The sequence below is a fragment of the Actinoplanes subglobosus genome, from assembly GCF_042650585.1.
Lineage (GTDB): Bacteria > Actinomycetota > Actinomycetes > Mycobacteriales > Micromonosporaceae > Actinoplanes > Actinoplanes subglobosus.
Genome location: NZ_JBHSBL010000024.1, coordinates 199265 through 214468 on the forward strand (window position 1 = coordinate 199265; position 15204 = coordinate 214468).

General features: G+C 70.6%; 17 protein-coding genes. 5 read left to right on the plus strand and 12 right to left on the minus strand.

Going from position 1 to position 15204, the window contains the following annotated elements; genetic code table 11:
- Positions 1-55: 55 nt before the first annotated feature.
- The 4 genes from ACFO0C_RS34990 to ACFO0C_RS35005 form a co-directional block, all read right to left on the minus strand.
- Positions 56-871: a hypothetical protein gene (locus ACFO0C_RS34990; RefSeq protein ID WP_378071054.1), complete on the minus strand. Its 816-nt coding sequence runs from the start codon at positions 869-871 to the stop codon at positions 56-58.
- A 38-nt stretch (positions 872-909) separates the two neighbouring features.
- The gene (locus ACFO0C_RS34995) at positions 910-2217 is read right to left on the minus strand and encodes a choice-of-anchor B family protein (RefSeq protein WP_378071055.1); all 1308 of its coding nucleotides are present in this window, start codon (positions 2215-2217) and stop codon (positions 910-912) included.
- 149 nt (positions 2218-2366) lie between these two features.
- Positions 2367-2870, minus strand: a complete 504-nt coding sequence (gene msrA, locus ACFO0C_RS35000; RefSeq protein ID WP_378071056.1) for a peptide-methionine (S)-S-oxide reductase MsrA — start codon at positions 2868-2870, stop codon at positions 2367-2369.
- 117 nt (positions 2871-2987) lie between these two features.
- Positions 2988-3413, minus strand: coding sequence for a MarR family winged helix-turn-helix transcriptional regulator (locus ACFO0C_RS35005; protein WP_378071057.1), 426 nt, complete (start codon positions 3411-3413; stop codon positions 2988-2990).
- 139 nt (positions 3414-3552) lie between these two features.
- On the opposite strand from ACFO0C_RS35005, the gene ACFO0C_RS35010 reads away from it, so the two are divergent.
- Positions 3553-4635 carry an alkene reductase gene (locus ACFO0C_RS35010; RefSeq protein WP_378071058.1) on the plus strand — a complete coding sequence of 361 codons (1083 nt, stop codon included), beginning with the start codon at positions 3553-3555 and terminating at the stop codon, positions 4633-4635.
- Positions 4636-4802: 167 nt separating this feature from the next.
- Positions 4803-5723, plus strand: a complete 921-nt coding sequence (locus ACFO0C_RS35015) for a zinc-binding dehydrogenase (RefSeq protein ID WP_378071059.1) — start codon at positions 4803-4805, stop codon at positions 5721-5723.
- A gap of 25 nt (positions 5724-5748) precedes the next feature.
- Here ACFO0C_RS35015 and ACFO0C_RS35020 read toward each other — a convergent pair whose 3' ends face one another.
- The 3 genes from ACFO0C_RS35020 to ACFO0C_RS35030 all read right to left on the minus strand — a co-directional run bounded on the left by ACFO0C_RS35020 (position 5749) and on the right by ACFO0C_RS35030 (position 9242).
- Positions 5749-6948 (minus strand): serine hydrolase domain-containing protein, encoded by a 1200-nt coding sequence (locus tag ACFO0C_RS35020; protein WP_378071060.1) that lies wholly within the window; start codon positions 6946-6948, stop codon positions 5749-5751.
- Between the two features lie 70 nt (positions 6949-7018).
- Complete coding sequence (locus tag ACFO0C_RS35025; protein WP_378071061.1) at positions 7019-7726, minus strand: hypothetical protein; 708 nt, start codon at positions 7724-7726, stop codon at positions 7019-7021.
- A gap of 55 nt (positions 7727-7781) precedes the next feature.
- Positions 7782-9242, minus strand: coding sequence for a serine/threonine-protein kinase (locus ACFO0C_RS35030; protein ID WP_378071062.1), 1461 nt, complete (start codon positions 9240-9242; stop codon positions 7782-7784).
- 66 nt (positions 9243-9308) lie between these two features.
- Between ACFO0C_RS35030 and ACFO0C_RS35035 the strand changes: the two genes are divergently transcribed.
- Together ACFO0C_RS35035 and ACFO0C_RS35040 are read left to right on the plus strand one after the other, a co-directional pair.
- Entirely contained in the window at positions 9309-10082 is a 774-nt protein-coding gene (locus ACFO0C_RS35035; RefSeq protein ID WP_378071063.1) for a phosphotransferase enzyme family protein, read from the plus strand.
- A gap of 80 nt (positions 10083-10162) precedes the next feature.
- A complete protein-coding gene (locus ACFO0C_RS35040; RefSeq protein WP_378071064.1) occupies positions 10163-11023 on the plus strand; it encodes a family 43 glycosylhydrolase in 861 nt (286 codons plus the stop codon).
- A gap of 10 nt (positions 11024-11033) precedes the next feature.
- Here ACFO0C_RS35040 and ACFO0C_RS35045 read toward each other — a convergent pair whose 3' ends face one another.
- The 4 genes from ACFO0C_RS35045 to ACFO0C_RS35060 all read right to left on the minus strand — a co-directional run bounded on the left by ACFO0C_RS35045 (position 11034) and on the right by ACFO0C_RS35060 (position 13707).
- Positions 11034-11423 carry a RidA family protein gene (locus ACFO0C_RS35045; protein WP_378071065.1) on the minus strand — a complete coding sequence of 130 codons (390 nt, stop codon included), beginning with the start codon at positions 11421-11423 and terminating at the stop codon, positions 11034-11036.
- 49 nt (positions 11424-11472) lie between these two features.
- Positions 11473-12357, minus strand: a complete 885-nt coding sequence (locus ACFO0C_RS35050) for an aminoglycoside phosphotransferase family protein (RefSeq protein WP_378071066.1) — start codon at positions 12355-12357, stop codon at positions 11473-11475.
- 74 nt (positions 12358-12431) lie between these two features.
- Positions 12432-13517: a LacI family DNA-binding transcriptional regulator gene (locus ACFO0C_RS35055; RefSeq protein ID WP_378071067.1), complete on the minus strand. Its 1086-nt coding sequence runs from the start codon at positions 13515-13517 to the stop codon at positions 12432-12434.
- A gap of 13 nt (positions 13518-13530) precedes the next feature.
- Positions 13531-13707 carry a hypothetical protein gene (locus ACFO0C_RS35060; protein WP_378071068.1) on the minus strand — a complete coding sequence of 59 codons (177 nt, stop codon included), beginning with the start codon at positions 13705-13707 and terminating at the stop codon, positions 13531-13533.
- 147 nt (positions 13708-13854) lie between these two features.
- Between ACFO0C_RS35060 and ACFO0C_RS35065 the strand changes: the two genes are divergently transcribed.
- Entirely contained in the window at positions 13855-14274 is a 420-nt protein-coding gene (locus ACFO0C_RS35065; RefSeq protein WP_378071069.1) for a PRC-barrel domain-containing protein, read from the plus strand.
- A gap of 13 nt (positions 14275-14287) precedes the next feature.
- Here ACFO0C_RS35065 and ACFO0C_RS35070 read toward each other — a convergent pair whose 3' ends face one another.
- On the minus strand, positions 14288-15127 hold the full coding sequence (locus tag ACFO0C_RS35070) for a polysaccharide deacetylase family protein (RefSeq protein WP_378071070.1): 840 nt from the start codon (positions 15125-15127) through the stop codon (positions 14288-14290).
- Between the last annotated feature and the right edge of the window lie 77 nt (positions 15128-15204).

Genomic DNA, 15204 nt, shown 5'->3' on the forward strand with positions numbered 1-15204 from the left:
ATATCGTCCTGGTCATACCATAAGCTGCCATAGCGGGTAACAAGCTTGAAATCGGTCAGGTCGTGAAGACGGTGAACGCCACCTCGTGGACCTCGCCACCCGCGCGGAACTGGAGGAACAGCCGCTTGTCGCCACGTTCGGCGAACGCGGCGTGGAAGGCCAGCACACCGTCCGGTGGCGCCGCGCCGGTGGCGCTCGTCGGGATCGGGTGCAGATGCTTCAGGCCCTGGGTGCGCACCTCGAAGTTGGACAGGTGGGCGTAGGCCCCGAGATACGGCTCGAGCGTCGCCGGCCGGCCGTCGCGCAGCACCTGGAACTGCAGCGCCGTCTGCGTGCCCGAGGTCAGGTCGGCGGTGCCGTCGAGGCGGCGGACCAGGTAATCCCCGGCGTGGGCCTCCGCCTCCGGGGCCGGCACCGGGACCATGCTGGTGTCGCCGGCGATCACGAACGGCACGCCCAGCACCGTCGGGTCCGCGCCCTCGGGGCGGCCGAACGGCACGAACTCGATGTACACCCGGTAGGCGCCGCCGTCGTCGATGGTCACCGGAGCCGTCCACGTTCCGTTCACCACGTCCGGGTGCAGGTGCTGATAGCCGGACAGGTCGTCGCGGAGGACGTACATGTGCATGGGTTTGGTGTGGATCTTCTGGAAATCGGTGACCGGGCCGCCGGGGCCGGTCACCCGCAGGGAGACCGTGCCCGGCCCGCGCCCGGTGGGTAGCTCCAGGGCCTCGGCACGGAAACCGTCGTAGGCGTCGGAGAGTCCGTCGCTGTTGTAGGCGACCGGTGAGGGAGCCGGCGGCGGCGGTACGGCCGGCGCGCGGCTGTCCAGGAAGAGGTAGGCGGCCCCGACGAAGCCGGCCAGCGTCACCGCCGCGGTCAGGCGGCGGTGACGCGCGTTCTGGCCGGTCAGCTCACTGCCGCCGCGCCGGTGGGCCGGACCAGGAACAGCCCGACGCCGATGCTCTGGACGGCGACCACCCCGTTCTTGAGGTACGGGAGTGCCATCCAGCTGCCGCTGTAGCCACTGGCGTTCGACGACGGGTCGACGTCGAAGTAACCGACCTCGGGCAGCGAGGCTGAGGCGACGTTGGTGGTGTCGAGGATCCGCAGGCCACCGCGGTACGCGGCCTGGAAGTGCCGGTTGCCGACGGTGTAGCCGTTGTGGTTGACGAACGTGCCGCGGGTGCCGTTGTCCCGGCCCACGTAGCGGGCGGCGTCCAGCTTCTCGATGTTGTAGACGAAGTCCGGGCTGCCGGAGGCGGTGCTGATCGTCTCGTCGTTGACGATCATGTGCTTGTAGTCGCTGGTCGCGAAGCCCTGGTGGATGAAGCTGGCGCCCGGGTGCGTGACGCTGGACAGCACGACGATGTTCGACTTGTTCGTCACGTCGAGGATCTGGAACCGCTTGCCCTGGCCGGTGTAGTTGAACGCGATCTCCCGGCCGGTGTAGCGGGTGTCCGGGCCGGCGTAGTTCACCACGATCGACTCGTGCGAGTAGACCTCACGGCTGTAGCAGGCGGCCAGCGTCAGGGTGAGCGGCGTCTTGATGTCGTAGATCGTCAGGCCCTTGCTGCACGTGTTCGCGCCGGAGACGTACAGGAAGCCGGTGGCCTGGTTGATCTGCAGGGTGTGGCTGTTGGTCAGCCCGGTGAAGCGCGCGTCCGCGGTGAACGTCTGCGTGGTGGTCACGCCCTGCAGCTTGTTCAGGTTGAAGATCTGGATGCCGTGCGACACCGAGTCCTTGCCGATGTAGGCGTAGTTCTTGTACGTCCGGACGTCGCACCAGGACGAGCTGACCCCGTTGGAGGACGGCAGGTTGCCCAGGTAGCGCGGGTTCGACGGGTCGGTGACGTTGACGAACGACATGCCGTTGGACCGGCAGTAGAGGATGTACTCGTTGTTGTCGCGGGTGTCCGTCCAGTACCACATGCTCGACGAGCCGCCGCCGCCCAGCGCCGACTGCGGCAGGAAGCTCAGCAGGTCGACGTTCTTGCACGGGTACGTCCCGGCCTTGCCGTTCACGCAGGTCACCGGTGCGGCGGCGACCATCGCGGTCCCGCTGCGCCAGGTCGGCTCGTAGATCCTCAGCATCTCGGCCTGCTCGGCCCGGCCCTCCGGGGTGCCCGGATCGTGTGCGGTGGCCGGTGGCCCGGCGAGGGCCAGTAGCAGGACCGCGGTCGCGGCGAGTGTCAGGCGGCGTACTCCACGCAGCATGGGTGTGCCCTTTCGCGCTGGGGAACCGGCGCGGGCAGGGGTCGGCACACGCCGGGTGGGTGTGCCTGAACGCTAGACATCGCTTTGATGGGCGTCAATGTATGGGGGCGTCGCCGCCCCCATACCGATTAGCTGATATCAGTCCGTCGTCACTGCGCGCGGCGCGGCAGAGTCCAGTTCGGGCGCGGGAAGTGGCAGGTGTAGCCGTCCGGGATGCGCTCCAGGTAATCCTGGTGCTCCGGCTCGGCCTCCCAGAACGGGCCGGCCGCGGTCACCTCGGTGACCACCTTGCCCGGCCACAACCCGGACGCGTCCACGTCGGCGATGGTGTCCTCGGCGACGTCCTTCTGCTCGTCGGACTCGAAGAAGATCGCCGAGCGGTAGCTCGTACCGATGTCGTTGCCCTGCCGGTTCACCGTCGTCGGGTCGTGGATCTGGAAGAAGAACTCCAGCAGATCCCGGTACGACGTGGCCGCCGGGTCGAAGACGATCTCGATGGCCTCGGCGTGCCCCTCGTGGTTGCGATACGTCGCATTCGCCACCTGCCCGCCGGTGTATCCCACCCGGGTGGTGACCACGCCGGGACGCTTGCGGATCAGGTCCTGCATGCCCCAGAAACAACCCCCGGCCAGGATGGCCTTCTGCGTGCTCATCGTGCTGCACCTCTTTCGTCGTCCTCAGGGGCAACGCTTTCACACCGCCGGACATGCCTCGGCGCGGACTCGGCTCCCGTCCGGCGTGTCGAGGGTCTCACCGCGGCCATCGCCGTATCAGCCACCCAGGGCCTTCCGCAGCAGAGCGGTGAGCTGCTCACGCTCGGCGTCGGTCAGGTGCGACGCGGCGTCCCTCGGGAACTCGAAGGTCTGCTCGAACGCGCCGTAGAGGTCGTCGCCGCTCGGTGTGCGCACGATCTGCCGGGACCGCCGGTCCTCCGGGTTGGGCTCACGACGAACCAGGTCGCGGGTCTCGAGGCGGGCGACGATCTGGGTGATGTTGGAGGCGTCGCAGCGCAGCTCCTCAGCGAGCTCGCCCATGCTGCGGCGTGTCTCGACCCGGCCCAGCACGCAGGCGTGAGCGGTGCTGAGCCCGTGCTCGGCCGCGGCGGCTTCCCACGCCTGGTTGTACGCGTCGACAAACGTGAACATGGCCTGCTCAAGGGCGGTCGCCGCGGTTGCCGGCACGGAAGGTACTGCCATGAACGGATTGTAGTTCACGTACTTGAGGCGATGAAGAATCCAGAATTGGTTGATTCGCTCAAGCAATCGTGCCAGGATATCCGTGATTCAATCAAGTAACTCGCTTTGGGGCGTTCTAAGCGTCAGTGAGGAGAATGTCGTGAGCACACTTTTCGACCCGGTAACGGTGGGCAGGCTGCGGTTGCCGTCCCGCCTGGTGATGGCCCCCATGACGCGGAACAGGGCGACCCCGGACGGCGTCGTCACCCCGCTGACCGCCGAGTACTACGCCCAGCGCGCCGGCGCCGGCCTGATCGTCTCCGAGAGCATCCAGCCCAGCGTCCAGGGTCAGGGCTACATCCTGACCCCCGGCCTGCACAGCGCCGAGCAGGTCGCGGCCTGGCGCGTCGTCACCGACGCGGTGCACGCCGAGGGCGGCCGCATCTTCGCTCAGATCACCCACTGCGGGCGGATCGGGCACCCCTCGCTCTACCCGAACGGCGAGCTGCCGGTCGCGCCGTCCCCGGTGGCCTCCGGCGAGCAGATGATCAGCTTCCAGGGCCCGCTGGACCACCCGACGCCGCGTGAGGCGACCAAGGCCGAGATCGCCGGCATCATCGAGGAGCACGCGCAGAGCGCCCGTGCCGCCATCGAGGCCGGCTTCGACGGTGTCGAGGTGCACGGTGGCAACGGCTTCCTGGTGCACCAGTTCCTCGCCGACAACACCAACCTGCGCACCGACGAGTACGGCGGCTCGACCGACAACCGCGTCCGTTTCGCGGTCGAGGTCGTGCGGGCGGTCGCCCAGGCCGTCGGCGCCGACCGCGTCGGCATCCGGATCTCCCCCGGAAGCCCGTACAACAGCATCGTCGAGAGTGACCCGGTTCCGGTCTACACCGCGCTGCTCAACGAGCTCGCGGCGCTCGACATCGCCTACGTCCACGTGATCGAGATGGGCACCCGCGGCATCACCAAGGCCCTGCGTGACGTGTGGTCGAGCACCCTCATCCTCAACCCGCACGAGACCATGGCGGTCTACCCGGCCACGGCCGACGCCGCACACGAGGCGCTGGAGTCCGGTGTCGCGGACGCGGTGTCCCTGGCCGCGCTGTGGCTGGCCAACCCCGACCTCGATGTGCGGATCAGGGCCGGCGGCCCGTACAACACGCCGGACCAGGCGACCTTCTACGGCGGCGACCACACCGGCTACACCGACTACCCGACGCTGGAGAACGCCGGCTGATCGCGGCAAGGGCGTGGCGCAACGCGCCGAACGCGGCGACACCGAGGTCCGCGACGGGTCCTCGCGCAGCCCGCGGAAACCGACGGCTTCATGGCCGGGCATGCCGGCCGGTGGCGCGGCTGAGCAGCACCCGGCCGACCCCGGCACACACGCAGATCGGATCGACGATGAAAGCACTGGTTCACCACCGGGCCGGCCGGCACATGCTGCGCCTGGACACCGCGCCGGATCCGCGTCCCGGCCCCGCGCAGGCGCTCATCCGGGTCGTCGCGTTCTCCTTCAACTTCGGGGAGGTCGCCTTCCGGACGCCGGAGCTGCCGGACGGCACGATCCCCGGGTGGGACGCGGCGGGTGTCGTGGTCACCCCGGCCGCCGACGGTTCGGGCCCGCCGGCCGGGACACGTGTGGTCACCTTCGGCTGGTCGGGGGCGTGGGCGGAGTTGCGCGCGGCCGACACCGGCGAGCTCGCGGTCGTCCCGGACGGGGTCGACCTCGGTGCCGTGGCGGCGCTGCCGGTCGCCGGCATCACCGCGATGCAGGCCGTCCGGCGGCTCGGTTCCCTGCTCGGCAAGCGTGTGCTGGTCACCGGGGCGTCCGGTGGTGTCGGCCGGTTCGCCGTGCAACTGGCCAACCTGGCCGGCGCGGAGGTGGTCGCGTCCGTCGGTTCGCCCGAGCGGGGCGAGGGCCTGCTCGAGATCGGCGCGGCCGAGGTAGTCGTCGGCCCGCAGGCGATGACCGGCCGGGTCGACGGCGTGGTGGACAACGTCGGCGGGCAGCAGCTGGCCGACGCCTACCAGCGGCTCACCTCCGGAGGTGTGATCGCGGCGGTGGGCATGGCGTCCAAGGAGCCGACCACGATCGACTTCGAGCAGGCCCGGATCAACCACGACCGCGGGCGCATCGAGACGTTCAACATCACCGTGCCGCTCGGTGGCGACCTGCGGTTTCTCGTCCGCCTCGCCGAGCAGGGTCGGCTGGAGATCCCGGTCGGCTGGCGCGGTGACTGGAACTCCTACCAGGACGCGGTCGGGCAGCTGCTGAGCCGCAAGGTCGCGGGCAAGGCCGTCCTGGACGTCCGGTCCGCCTAGGTTCCGTACGCCCGGCTGCCGTTCCTCATTGCCGGACCTCCGGGTGGCCCGGGGCGGGCTTGCCGAGCATCCGGCAGGTGACCACGGTGTCGGCCGCGGTGACGACCTGCTGGAAGCGGACGACTCCGTCGTTGGGCACGGTGTCGCCGGGGTTGGCGGTGACGTCGGTGACCGCGCTGCGCCGCCCGTCGGCGGTCGTCACCGCGGTGCTGTGGTGCCCGAAGGTGTCGCCGCCGTGGCCCCACACCGTGCCGCACGGTGAGTCGATCCGCATCAGGCCCAGTCCGTAGCCGCCGTCTCCCCATCCCTCGGGCAGCGGAACCGTCGTCTTCATCTGCCCGAGCTGCCGTGCCGACATCAACCTCCCGCTCAGCAGCGCGGAGAAGAAGTGCGACAGATCGCCGGGTGTGGAGATGATCGCTCCGGCCGCTCCGGCGAACCCGCCGAGCGGCCAGGCCGAGATGTCGGTGTAGGCCGGTGCGGGGCCGGCGAAGGTGACCGAGTAGCCGTGGGCGTATCCACGGCCGGTGGTGGTGGCCCGCGGGTCGGCGACGTAGGTGTGCTTCAGGCCGAGTGGTCCGGCGATACGCTGCCGGACCAGCTCGGCGAGGCTCCGGCCGGTCACCGTCCGCAGGAGCACCCCGATCACGATGTAGTTCGTGTTGGAGTAGGACCAGCTCGTACCCGGGGCGAAGTCCGGTTCGTGCCGGAAGGCCACGTCGAGCAGATCCTGGTCGGTGCGGACCCGCTGCGGATCCTGCCTGATCCCGGCGAAGAACTCCGGATCGGCGGTGTAGTTGAAGAGCCCGCTGGTGTGGTTGAGCAGCATCCGCACGGTGATGTTCGGCCCGTTGGGGACGACGCCGGGCAGGTAATCCTCGATCGGCGCGTCCAGCGTCAGATGTCCACTGTCGACCAGCTGCAACGCCAGGACGGCGGTGAAGGTCTTGGTGTTGCTGCCGATCTCGAACTGGTCCCGTCCGGTCAGCGGCCGCCCGGTCCGGCGGTCGGCCACCCCGGCGGCCGTCACCGCGATCCGGCGGCCGTCGTCGATACGGGCCATGTAGCCGGGAGCGCCGGCCTCGAGAACCCGCCGGGCCGCGTCGCGCATCGCCGGGTCGTACGTCGCGGCGGTCGCGGCCGCCGCTCCCGAGCCGGTCAGGGCGACGGTCACGGTCAGGGTGAGGGCCAGGGCGCGCGAGGATCTCGTCTTCGTCGATGTCATGCACCGATCGTTGCGAGATTCCGGTCGCCGGTCATTGCGGCAGGCTCCCCAATGGAGGGTAGGGCCAGCGCTACTCCAGCCAGGTCCTCAGCATCGTCAGGACCGGGTTGGACAGCCAGTTCACGACGAATCCGAAGAGGATGGCGACGACGAGGGAGACGTACTGCAAGCGCCGGTTGCTGCGGAGATCCCGGCGGGACCGGGCTTCCAGCCAGTTGTCGAGCGCTTCGACCATCTGCGGGGTGTTCTTGGCCAGCTCCTCCTTGTCCCGCAGCTCCGCGCTGAGCCGGTCGAGGACCGCGAGCCGGTCCCGCAGATACACCTCCAACTCGTCGGCGACCTCCTGCGTCTCACGGGCCATGGCGTGCAGCGACCTCTGCTGGTGCCGGACGTTGACGTGGAGCGCGTTGACCCGTTCGGTCAGGAGGAGCTCGTGCTGGGCCTTCCGCTGGTGCAGCCGGTTCGTGCGGTCCTGCCACCGCTCATGCAGCTTCAGGGCCCCGAAGAACAGCAGCCGCGACAGCCAGAACACGAGCACCGGCGACATCGGCACGCCGATACCGACGAGCACGAGGGTGCCGCCGTGTTCCTCGCTCCACGCGTCGTAGCCCGGCGTTCCGGGATCAGGGGCGTTCATGACATCGGTGGCGAGCCCGCAGGCGAGCAGTGACGCCACCGTGAAGATGCCGCAGGCCCAGGCCCAGTCCGAACCTCGTCGTGGAACGGGGAACCAAACCCATTGTCGTTCCGGTGCGGGCGCGGCCGGTGCCTGAGTCACGCAGCCATCATTGGGCTGCGGTTGCCGCGCGGCAAGACGGTGTCGCCCGGGGGAGTTACGTCAGCGGGGAGCCCTTGGCGTCCTTCGGTTTCGGCTTCTTGGGCTTCTTCGCCGGCGGCCCGGCGGGCGCGGGCTTCGCGGGATCGGCGGCGGTGGGGGCCGGCGCGGACTGCGACACCGCCAGGGTCACCCGGCAGGCCGTACCGTCGAGGGTGAAGTCGTGCGGTGGGGTGCCGCTGCCGCGGGAGGTGCCGCGGACGGTGGCGGTGTGATCGTGGCCCGGGGCCAGGTCCGCGATGCGGGCGGTGACGGTCCGGCCGCTCTGACGCCAGACACCCGGTGTGCCGCCGGCCAGTCGCTGGTCGGCCGGGAGGGTGAAGGAGAGCGGCGCCGCCGGAATCGGCACGTCGCCGGTGTTGGCCACGCTGACCCTCGTGGTGAAGCGGCCATCGCCGGTCGCGACGACGAAGCCGACGGTGCATTCCGGCTTCGGTGCGGCCGGTGGGGTGGCGGCGGCCTGCGCCACTGGCCCGGGAGCGTCGGGGGTCAGGGTCACCGCGGCGACCGCACCGGCCGCCACCAGCACGGCCGCGGAGACGGCCGCGACCCGCCGCCGCGACCCGGCCGGCACGGCGACCGTCGGGGCCGGCCGGGGTGCCCGGACCGGGACCGCTGCGGGCACCGGGCCGGGCAGTGTGAGGGTCGCCGGGTCCAGGGCCACGGCCGCGGCCAGCGCCTCCGCCGCCGCTGCCGCGCTCGGCCGATGGGCGGGATTCTTGGCCAGGCAGCGGCGGCACAGGTCGGCGACCTCGGCGGGCAGCCCGGCGACCGGTGGCAGGCCGTGCGGCTCGTGGTAGCGGTGTGCCCGCAGCATCTGGGTGGCGGTCGACGCCGCCCACGGCAGACGCCCCGCGAGCGCACGGTAGAGCAGCAGGCCCAGCGCGTAGACATCGGTCGCCGGGCGGACGACGCCGTGTTCGAGACGTTCCGGCGCCAGGTAGGCCGGAGTGCCCAGCAGGTAGCCGGTTGTCCGGTCGTCGTCGCCGGAGAGCGCCGAGATACCGAAGTCGAGCAGTTTCACCCGTGCGCCGGAGACCACCACGTTGTCGGGTTTCACGTCCCGGTGCACGACGTCGCGCTCGTGGGCGGCGGCCAGTGCCGCGGCGACCTGGGCGACGATGACGACGGCGGTCTCCCAGGGCAGCGCGCCGGCGGTCAGCAACTGCGCCAGGGTGCGGCCTTCGGCGACTTCCATCACGAGGTACGGGAGAGAGCCGGCCTCACCGTAGTCGTACACCTCGACGATGTTCGGATGCCGCAGCCGGGCGACCGCCCGTGCCTCGTCGCGGATGTGCGCCAGACGTGCCGGGTCCCGGGCCAGGGCGGGGGAGAGGACCTTGACGGCCACGTCGCGGCCGAGGACCTCGTCGTGGGCGCGCCACACCACCGACATGCCGCCGGCACCGAGCCGCCCCCGCAGGCGGAACCGTCCGTCGATAAGGTCTCCGGTGTTCATCGGGACCATCGATGCCCCGGCACCCGCCCCCGGAAACCCGCGCCGATGTCGGGCAGAGTAGGCGGTATGAGTACCGAGGAGATTCCGCTCACCGGAGGCAACGTGTCGGCCGGTGTGGTGCGGGTCGGTGACACCGTGCGCCGGCCGGCCGGACCGTGGACGCCGGCGGTGCACGCGCTGCTGGAGCATCTGTGGTCGGCCGGGTTCCGGGGTGCGCCCCGGCCGCTCGGGATCGACGGGAAGGGCCGGGAGGTGCTGACCTTCGTCCCCGGCGACGTGCCGTGGCCGTCCCGGTTCGACCTGATGGAGCCGGTCGATCAGCTGGCCCGGGTCGGGCGGCTGATCCGCGACCTCCACGACGCCTGCGAGACGTTCACCCCGCCGCCGGACGCGAAGTGGAACAATTTGATCCCGGCCGACAGCAACGATCTGATCGTCCATCACGACCTCGCACCGTGGAACCTCGTGGTGGGCGAGCGCATGGTCTTCATCGACTGGGACGGCGTGGCCCCGGGTTCCCGGCTGTGGGACCTCGCCTACGCGGCGCACGGCTTCATCCCCCTGTCGGCGCATCCGGACTGGCAGCGGGCGGACGACGCCGGTCCCCGGCTGCGGGCGTTCGCCGATGCCTACGGGCTCGACGAACGGCAGCGCCGCGACCTGGCGCCGATGCTGGCTGTCCGTACCCGGTCGATGCATGACTTCCTGCGCGATCAGGCGCTGCTCGGTGTCGAACCGTGGACCACGCACTGGCGCACCGGGCACGGCGACGCCTGGCGCTCGGATGCCGAGTACGTCGAGCGCAACACCGGCCTGTGGCTCGGTGCCCTGCTCGGCTGACAGGTGTTCGAGTGCGATCGGTATTGAATGGTGCCGATCGACTGATGGACGTACCCCGCCGCCCTGCCGATATTTCGGGGATGAAGCGCATCCTGACCGCGGCGGCCGGTGCCGTCGCTCTCCTCCTCGGACTCCTGGCCGTACCCCAGCCGGCGGCGGCCGCGACGACCCTGATCTACGCCACCTTCAAGGGTGACGGGGCGGCCGACCAGGAACTGTGGATCTACCAGTCCACCAACGGCGGCACCAGCTACAACGTCCTCTACGACACCAACTTCCGGGGACCGACCGGCGTGCTCCGCGACCCGAGCATCATCAAGCGGGGGAGCACCTACTACATCGCGTACACGTGGCAGTCCTGGACGACCAACTCCACCTACTTCGCCGTCGCGCGCAGCACCGACCTGCTGAACTGGACCAACATCGCCACCGTGCCGTCCGGGATCAGCAGCACGAAGTTCACGTGGGCGCCCGAGTTCTACATCGAGGGCTCGACCGTCAACATCATCGCCAACGTCGCACAGACGACCTGCTCCAACTGCTTCCGGCCGTACGTCTACACCGCCCAGAACAGCGACCTCACCTCGTGGAGCGCGCCGCAGCAGATGTGGGGACTCGGGTTCAACCACATCGACGCCTACGTGGTGAAGTCGGGCAACACCTGGCACTCGTTCGTCAAGAACGAGACCACCAAGTACATCGAGCACTGGACCAGCACCGACCGTCTCACCGGCGGCTGGATCAACCAGGGCAACCTGTGGGCCTCCGGTTACGAGGGCCCGTCCCTGGTCCGCCTCGACAACGGCCAGTACCGCATCTACGTCGACAAGTACACCAACGGCGGCCTGTGGACCGCGACGAGCGCGGACCTGAACACGTGGACCGGCCTGAGCGCGGTCGGCTGCTCCGGCTGCCGCCACGGCACGGCGATCCCGCGCTGACCGGCGGCCGTCACACCACGGCGACGGCGCCGATCTGGACGACCTGATCGGGACCCAGCCCGGCGACGAAGTGGACCGTGACAGCGGGCGGCGGATCGGCAGGGTCCCATACCTGCCGGAACGCCGCCAGGCACTCGTCGGCACGGTTGCCCTCGACGATGGCGACGGTCCAGTGCACGACGTTCGCCAGGGTCGCGTCCTCGGCCTCCAGGACGGTGGCGATGGTGCGCAGTGTCCTCACGGTCTGCTCACCGATCGTCCGGCCGGCGAACCCGCTGACGGCGTCGGCGTCACTCTGCCCGCCGATCCAGATCGTCTTCGTGGGGTGCTCGACGACGACGGCCTGGCTGAAAGCACCGGCGCGGTGAAGCCCGCCCGGGTTGATGTGTCGCACGTTCATGCCACCGGTCATAACCGCTACCGGGGTGGTTCCGCAGCCGGACGCCGGTTCATGACCTCGAAGGGGGCGAACCGAGGGTGCGGAGATCGCCGAGCAACGCGGGCAGGGGTTCGGTGTTGCCGATCGACGTGAACCACGTCCACAGTTCGAGCGCGTGGAACATCCGGTACAGGTCGATCCGTTCGGCGCCGAGAGGTGGGAGCGGGCCGTAGCCGTCGAGCAGGGCGGCCCGCTTCGCCGGGGACGGGGCGAACTGGATCGTCTTCGCCAGGTCGGTCATCGGGTCGGCGGCCTCGGCGTTCTCGACGTCGACGAAACCGGTGACCACGCCCGCCCCGTCGACCAGGACGTTGCCCTCGTGCAGGTCGTTGTGGCACAGCACCGCGCCGGTGCAGGCGGCGAAGCAGTGGTCTGCGGCGGCCACCCGGCGCGCGACGGCGTCGTGGATGTCGGCCGGACCGCCGGCCGCGACGAACTCGTCCAGCTGCCGGACGAACTTCCGCCGCATGTAGGTGGTGTTGTCGGCGACCGGATCGACGATCCCGGTCTTCAGGAAGCCGTAGGCCGGCATCCCGATCCGGTGCAGCGCCGCCTGGAACGCGCCGATCCGGCGGTAGGCGTTCCGGACCGCCCGGGGCTCCGGCGGGCGCTCCCACATAGGCTTGCCCGGCATCATCGTGAGTACGGTCGTCGCCCGCTCATGGTCGGCATGCACCACCCGCGGCACCGCGTCCAGGCCGGCCATCAGCCCGTAGACGTACACCTCCTTGGCCTGCTTCCAGTCCCACTCGCCGGAGTACCGCTTCACGATCAGCGGCGCGGCGCCCCGCAGGCGCACCTCGAGGACGGTGTGCAGAGATCCGCCGGTACGAGCCACGACCTCGGTGACCACACAGCCGCCGGGCAGCACATCGGACAGCCACGGAGGAACCACCCGTCCCACGGTAGGCCAACCGCCCCCGGGCGTGGTGGTTCGGCGGGGGCGGCCCACGGCGTACCGAGGAAAGGTCAACGGCGGAAGGGCGCGGTGCTGTCGCGGATCACCAGGTCGGTGGGGAGGAGGATGTGCTGGGGTGTGACGGTGCCGCCGACGCGGGACTGCGCGATCGCCGTCGTCAGCGCCGCCGCCGCGGCCCGGCCTTTCGCCTCGATGTCCTGGCGGACCGTGGTGAGCGCCGGCGTCACCCGCGCGGCCAGCGGATTGTCGTCGAAACCGGCCACCGAGAGGTCGTCCGGAACCCGGATGCCCAGCTCGGCGGCGATCTGCAGGACACCGTGCGCGATGACGTCGGAGAAGCAGAGGATCGCGGTCGGCCGGTCGGGGCGGTCGAGCAGCAGGCGGGCGCCGCGCCGGGCCGACTCCAGGTCCTTGCCGTCCTGGCGGGCCGCGACCGGGGTGATCCCGGCCGGGCGCAGCGCGTCCTGCCAGCCCAGCATCCGCTGCCGGGAGGCGTGGGCGTCGAGGGGGATGCGGGTGGGGTCGACGATGCCGAACGGGCCGTGCAGGCCGGACAGCAGCAGGCCGATCTCGCGGTGACCGAGATCGACCAGGTGCTGTGCGGCGGCGCGGGCGCCCGCGCGGTCGTCGACGTTGACGCTCGAATACTCCGGGACCGGGTCCTGGTCGACGTAGACCAGCGGCAGCTTGCGGCGGGACAGGATGTCGACGACCGAGGACGTCGGGTCGCAGGAGTAGATCAGCGCGCCGTCCATCGCCAGGTCGCGGGCGGGGACGATGGCGCCGCTGTCCCAGGAGGTGAGCAGGGTGATGGCCAGGCCGGTCGGGGCGAGCTGCTCGGCGATCGCGCCGAGGAAACCGGTGGCGACCTGGTCGGTGAACGCATATCGCAGCGACGAGGTCAGGACGATGCCGATGGTGCCGGTGGTGCCCTTGGCCAGGGCGCGTGCCGCCGGGTCGGGGCCGACGTAGCCGAGCTCGTCGGCGGCGGCCAGGATGCGGGCGCGCAGGGCGGCGGAGAGCTGGTCGGGCTTGGAGAACGCGTTGGAGACGGTCATGCGGCTCACGCCGACCCGGTCGGCGATCGTCTGCAATGTCACCCGTCCCGCCACGTCACCGCCTCCCTCGACGGACACGATAGCGCCGCGGTCAGGTCGGGGCGATCACGTGGGCGGCGCGGATCAGGTTGCGGGCCAGTCCGGCGCGGATCGTGCGGGTACGCCGGGGGCGCTCCGCGTGCGGGACGACGGGGGCGCCGGGCCGGGCGCTTCCGGTGGCGTCCCGGGTGGCGGCGACGGCGGTGACGAGGGCGACGGGGAAGTTCACGAGGGCTCCTTCGACTAGGTTCTGTACCGGTACAGTAGCCCGCCTTCTCTTTACCGGTCAAGAGACCTCTGGGGAGTGACTTCGAGTGGTTACGGCACCGCGGCCGGGTAGCAGGTGACGCACAACCCCCTGGACCGAGGAGGCACCGTGATCGCTCGGGAGAAGATCGATTCGCTGTACGGCCACGACGTGTACGACAGCACCGGAGACAAGGTCGGCAGCATCGGCGCGGTCTGGAGTGACGCCGCCGGTGAGCCCGCCTGGGCCAGCGTACGGACCGGCTGGTTCGGCCTCGGCGAGTCACTCGTGCCGCTGCGCGACGCCGAGATGCAGGGCGACCGGGTCGTCGTGCCGTTCGAGAAGGCGTACATCAAGGACGCCCCCGACGTGGACGCCGACGCCGACGAGCCGCTGTCCGGCGACGAGGTGGTCCGGCTGTACCGGTACTACGCGATGAGCTGGGACGGCAGCCGCCGCGCGCTCCGGCACGTCCGGCCCGTCGAACAGGGCGAGGCCGAGGACCGGCAGGTCACGCCGGTACGGCTGCGCCGGTACGTGTCCCGCTGAGATCCGGCCGGCGTCACCGCACGGTGGCGCCGGCCGCCGCCCGGGGTGGCATGTAGTCCTCCAGCAGTGCCGGGGTGAGCCCGGCGCGGTGGATGGCCTTCAGCGCCGACACGAAATCGTCGCGGAACGCCTCCCGGAAGTGCATCAGGAGGATGTCGCCCGGCTTGACCGGCTTGCCCTCCTGGTAGCGCACCTTGCCCTTGTGCACCGTCTCGGTCCACATGAACGCCGCCGTCATCCCGCAGTCCCTGGCCGCCCGCAGCGTGGTGGCGTCCTTCTCCCCGAAGGGCGGACGGAACAGCGTCGGCCGTCGTACGAACCACGTCGCGAGTTCGTCGGCCGAGTCGCAGATCTCGCGCTTCTGGAACTCGTAGGACCGGCCGCGCAGCCCCGCATGCGTGACCGTGTGCGCCTCGACGACCGCACCCGCGTCGATCATCGGCCGGAAGTACGCCGGGTCGTCGCGCACGGCGTCGGTCGTCAGGAACAGCGTGACCGGCACACCCGCGGCCGCGACCAGCTCCTGCGCCTCCGGCAGCTTGAGATAGCCGTCGTCGATGGTCAGGAACGCGACCTTCTGATCGGTCGGGATCCGGTGCAGATACTCCACCGCGTCGCCGTCGGGCAGCGTGATCGGCTGCGGGGTGGGTGCGGGTGCGAAGTCCGGGATGCCGTACCGCGCCCGGCGGGCCGCCAGCAGCTGTGCCGGGCCCGGCCCGGACGGCGCCGGGGAGACCGCCGGCGGCACCGGCGGCGACGGCGACCCGGATGCCGCGGGGTGTGCCGGACCGGCCGAGCAGGCGGCCAGCAGGGTGACCGCCGCCCACGCGTGAACAATCTTCGCGTAACGCACCGCGCGATCCTGGTCGGCCGGAGGTGAAGCGCCGGTGAAGAGGGCCCCCGATGGTGGCGTCCGTCACCATCCGGGGG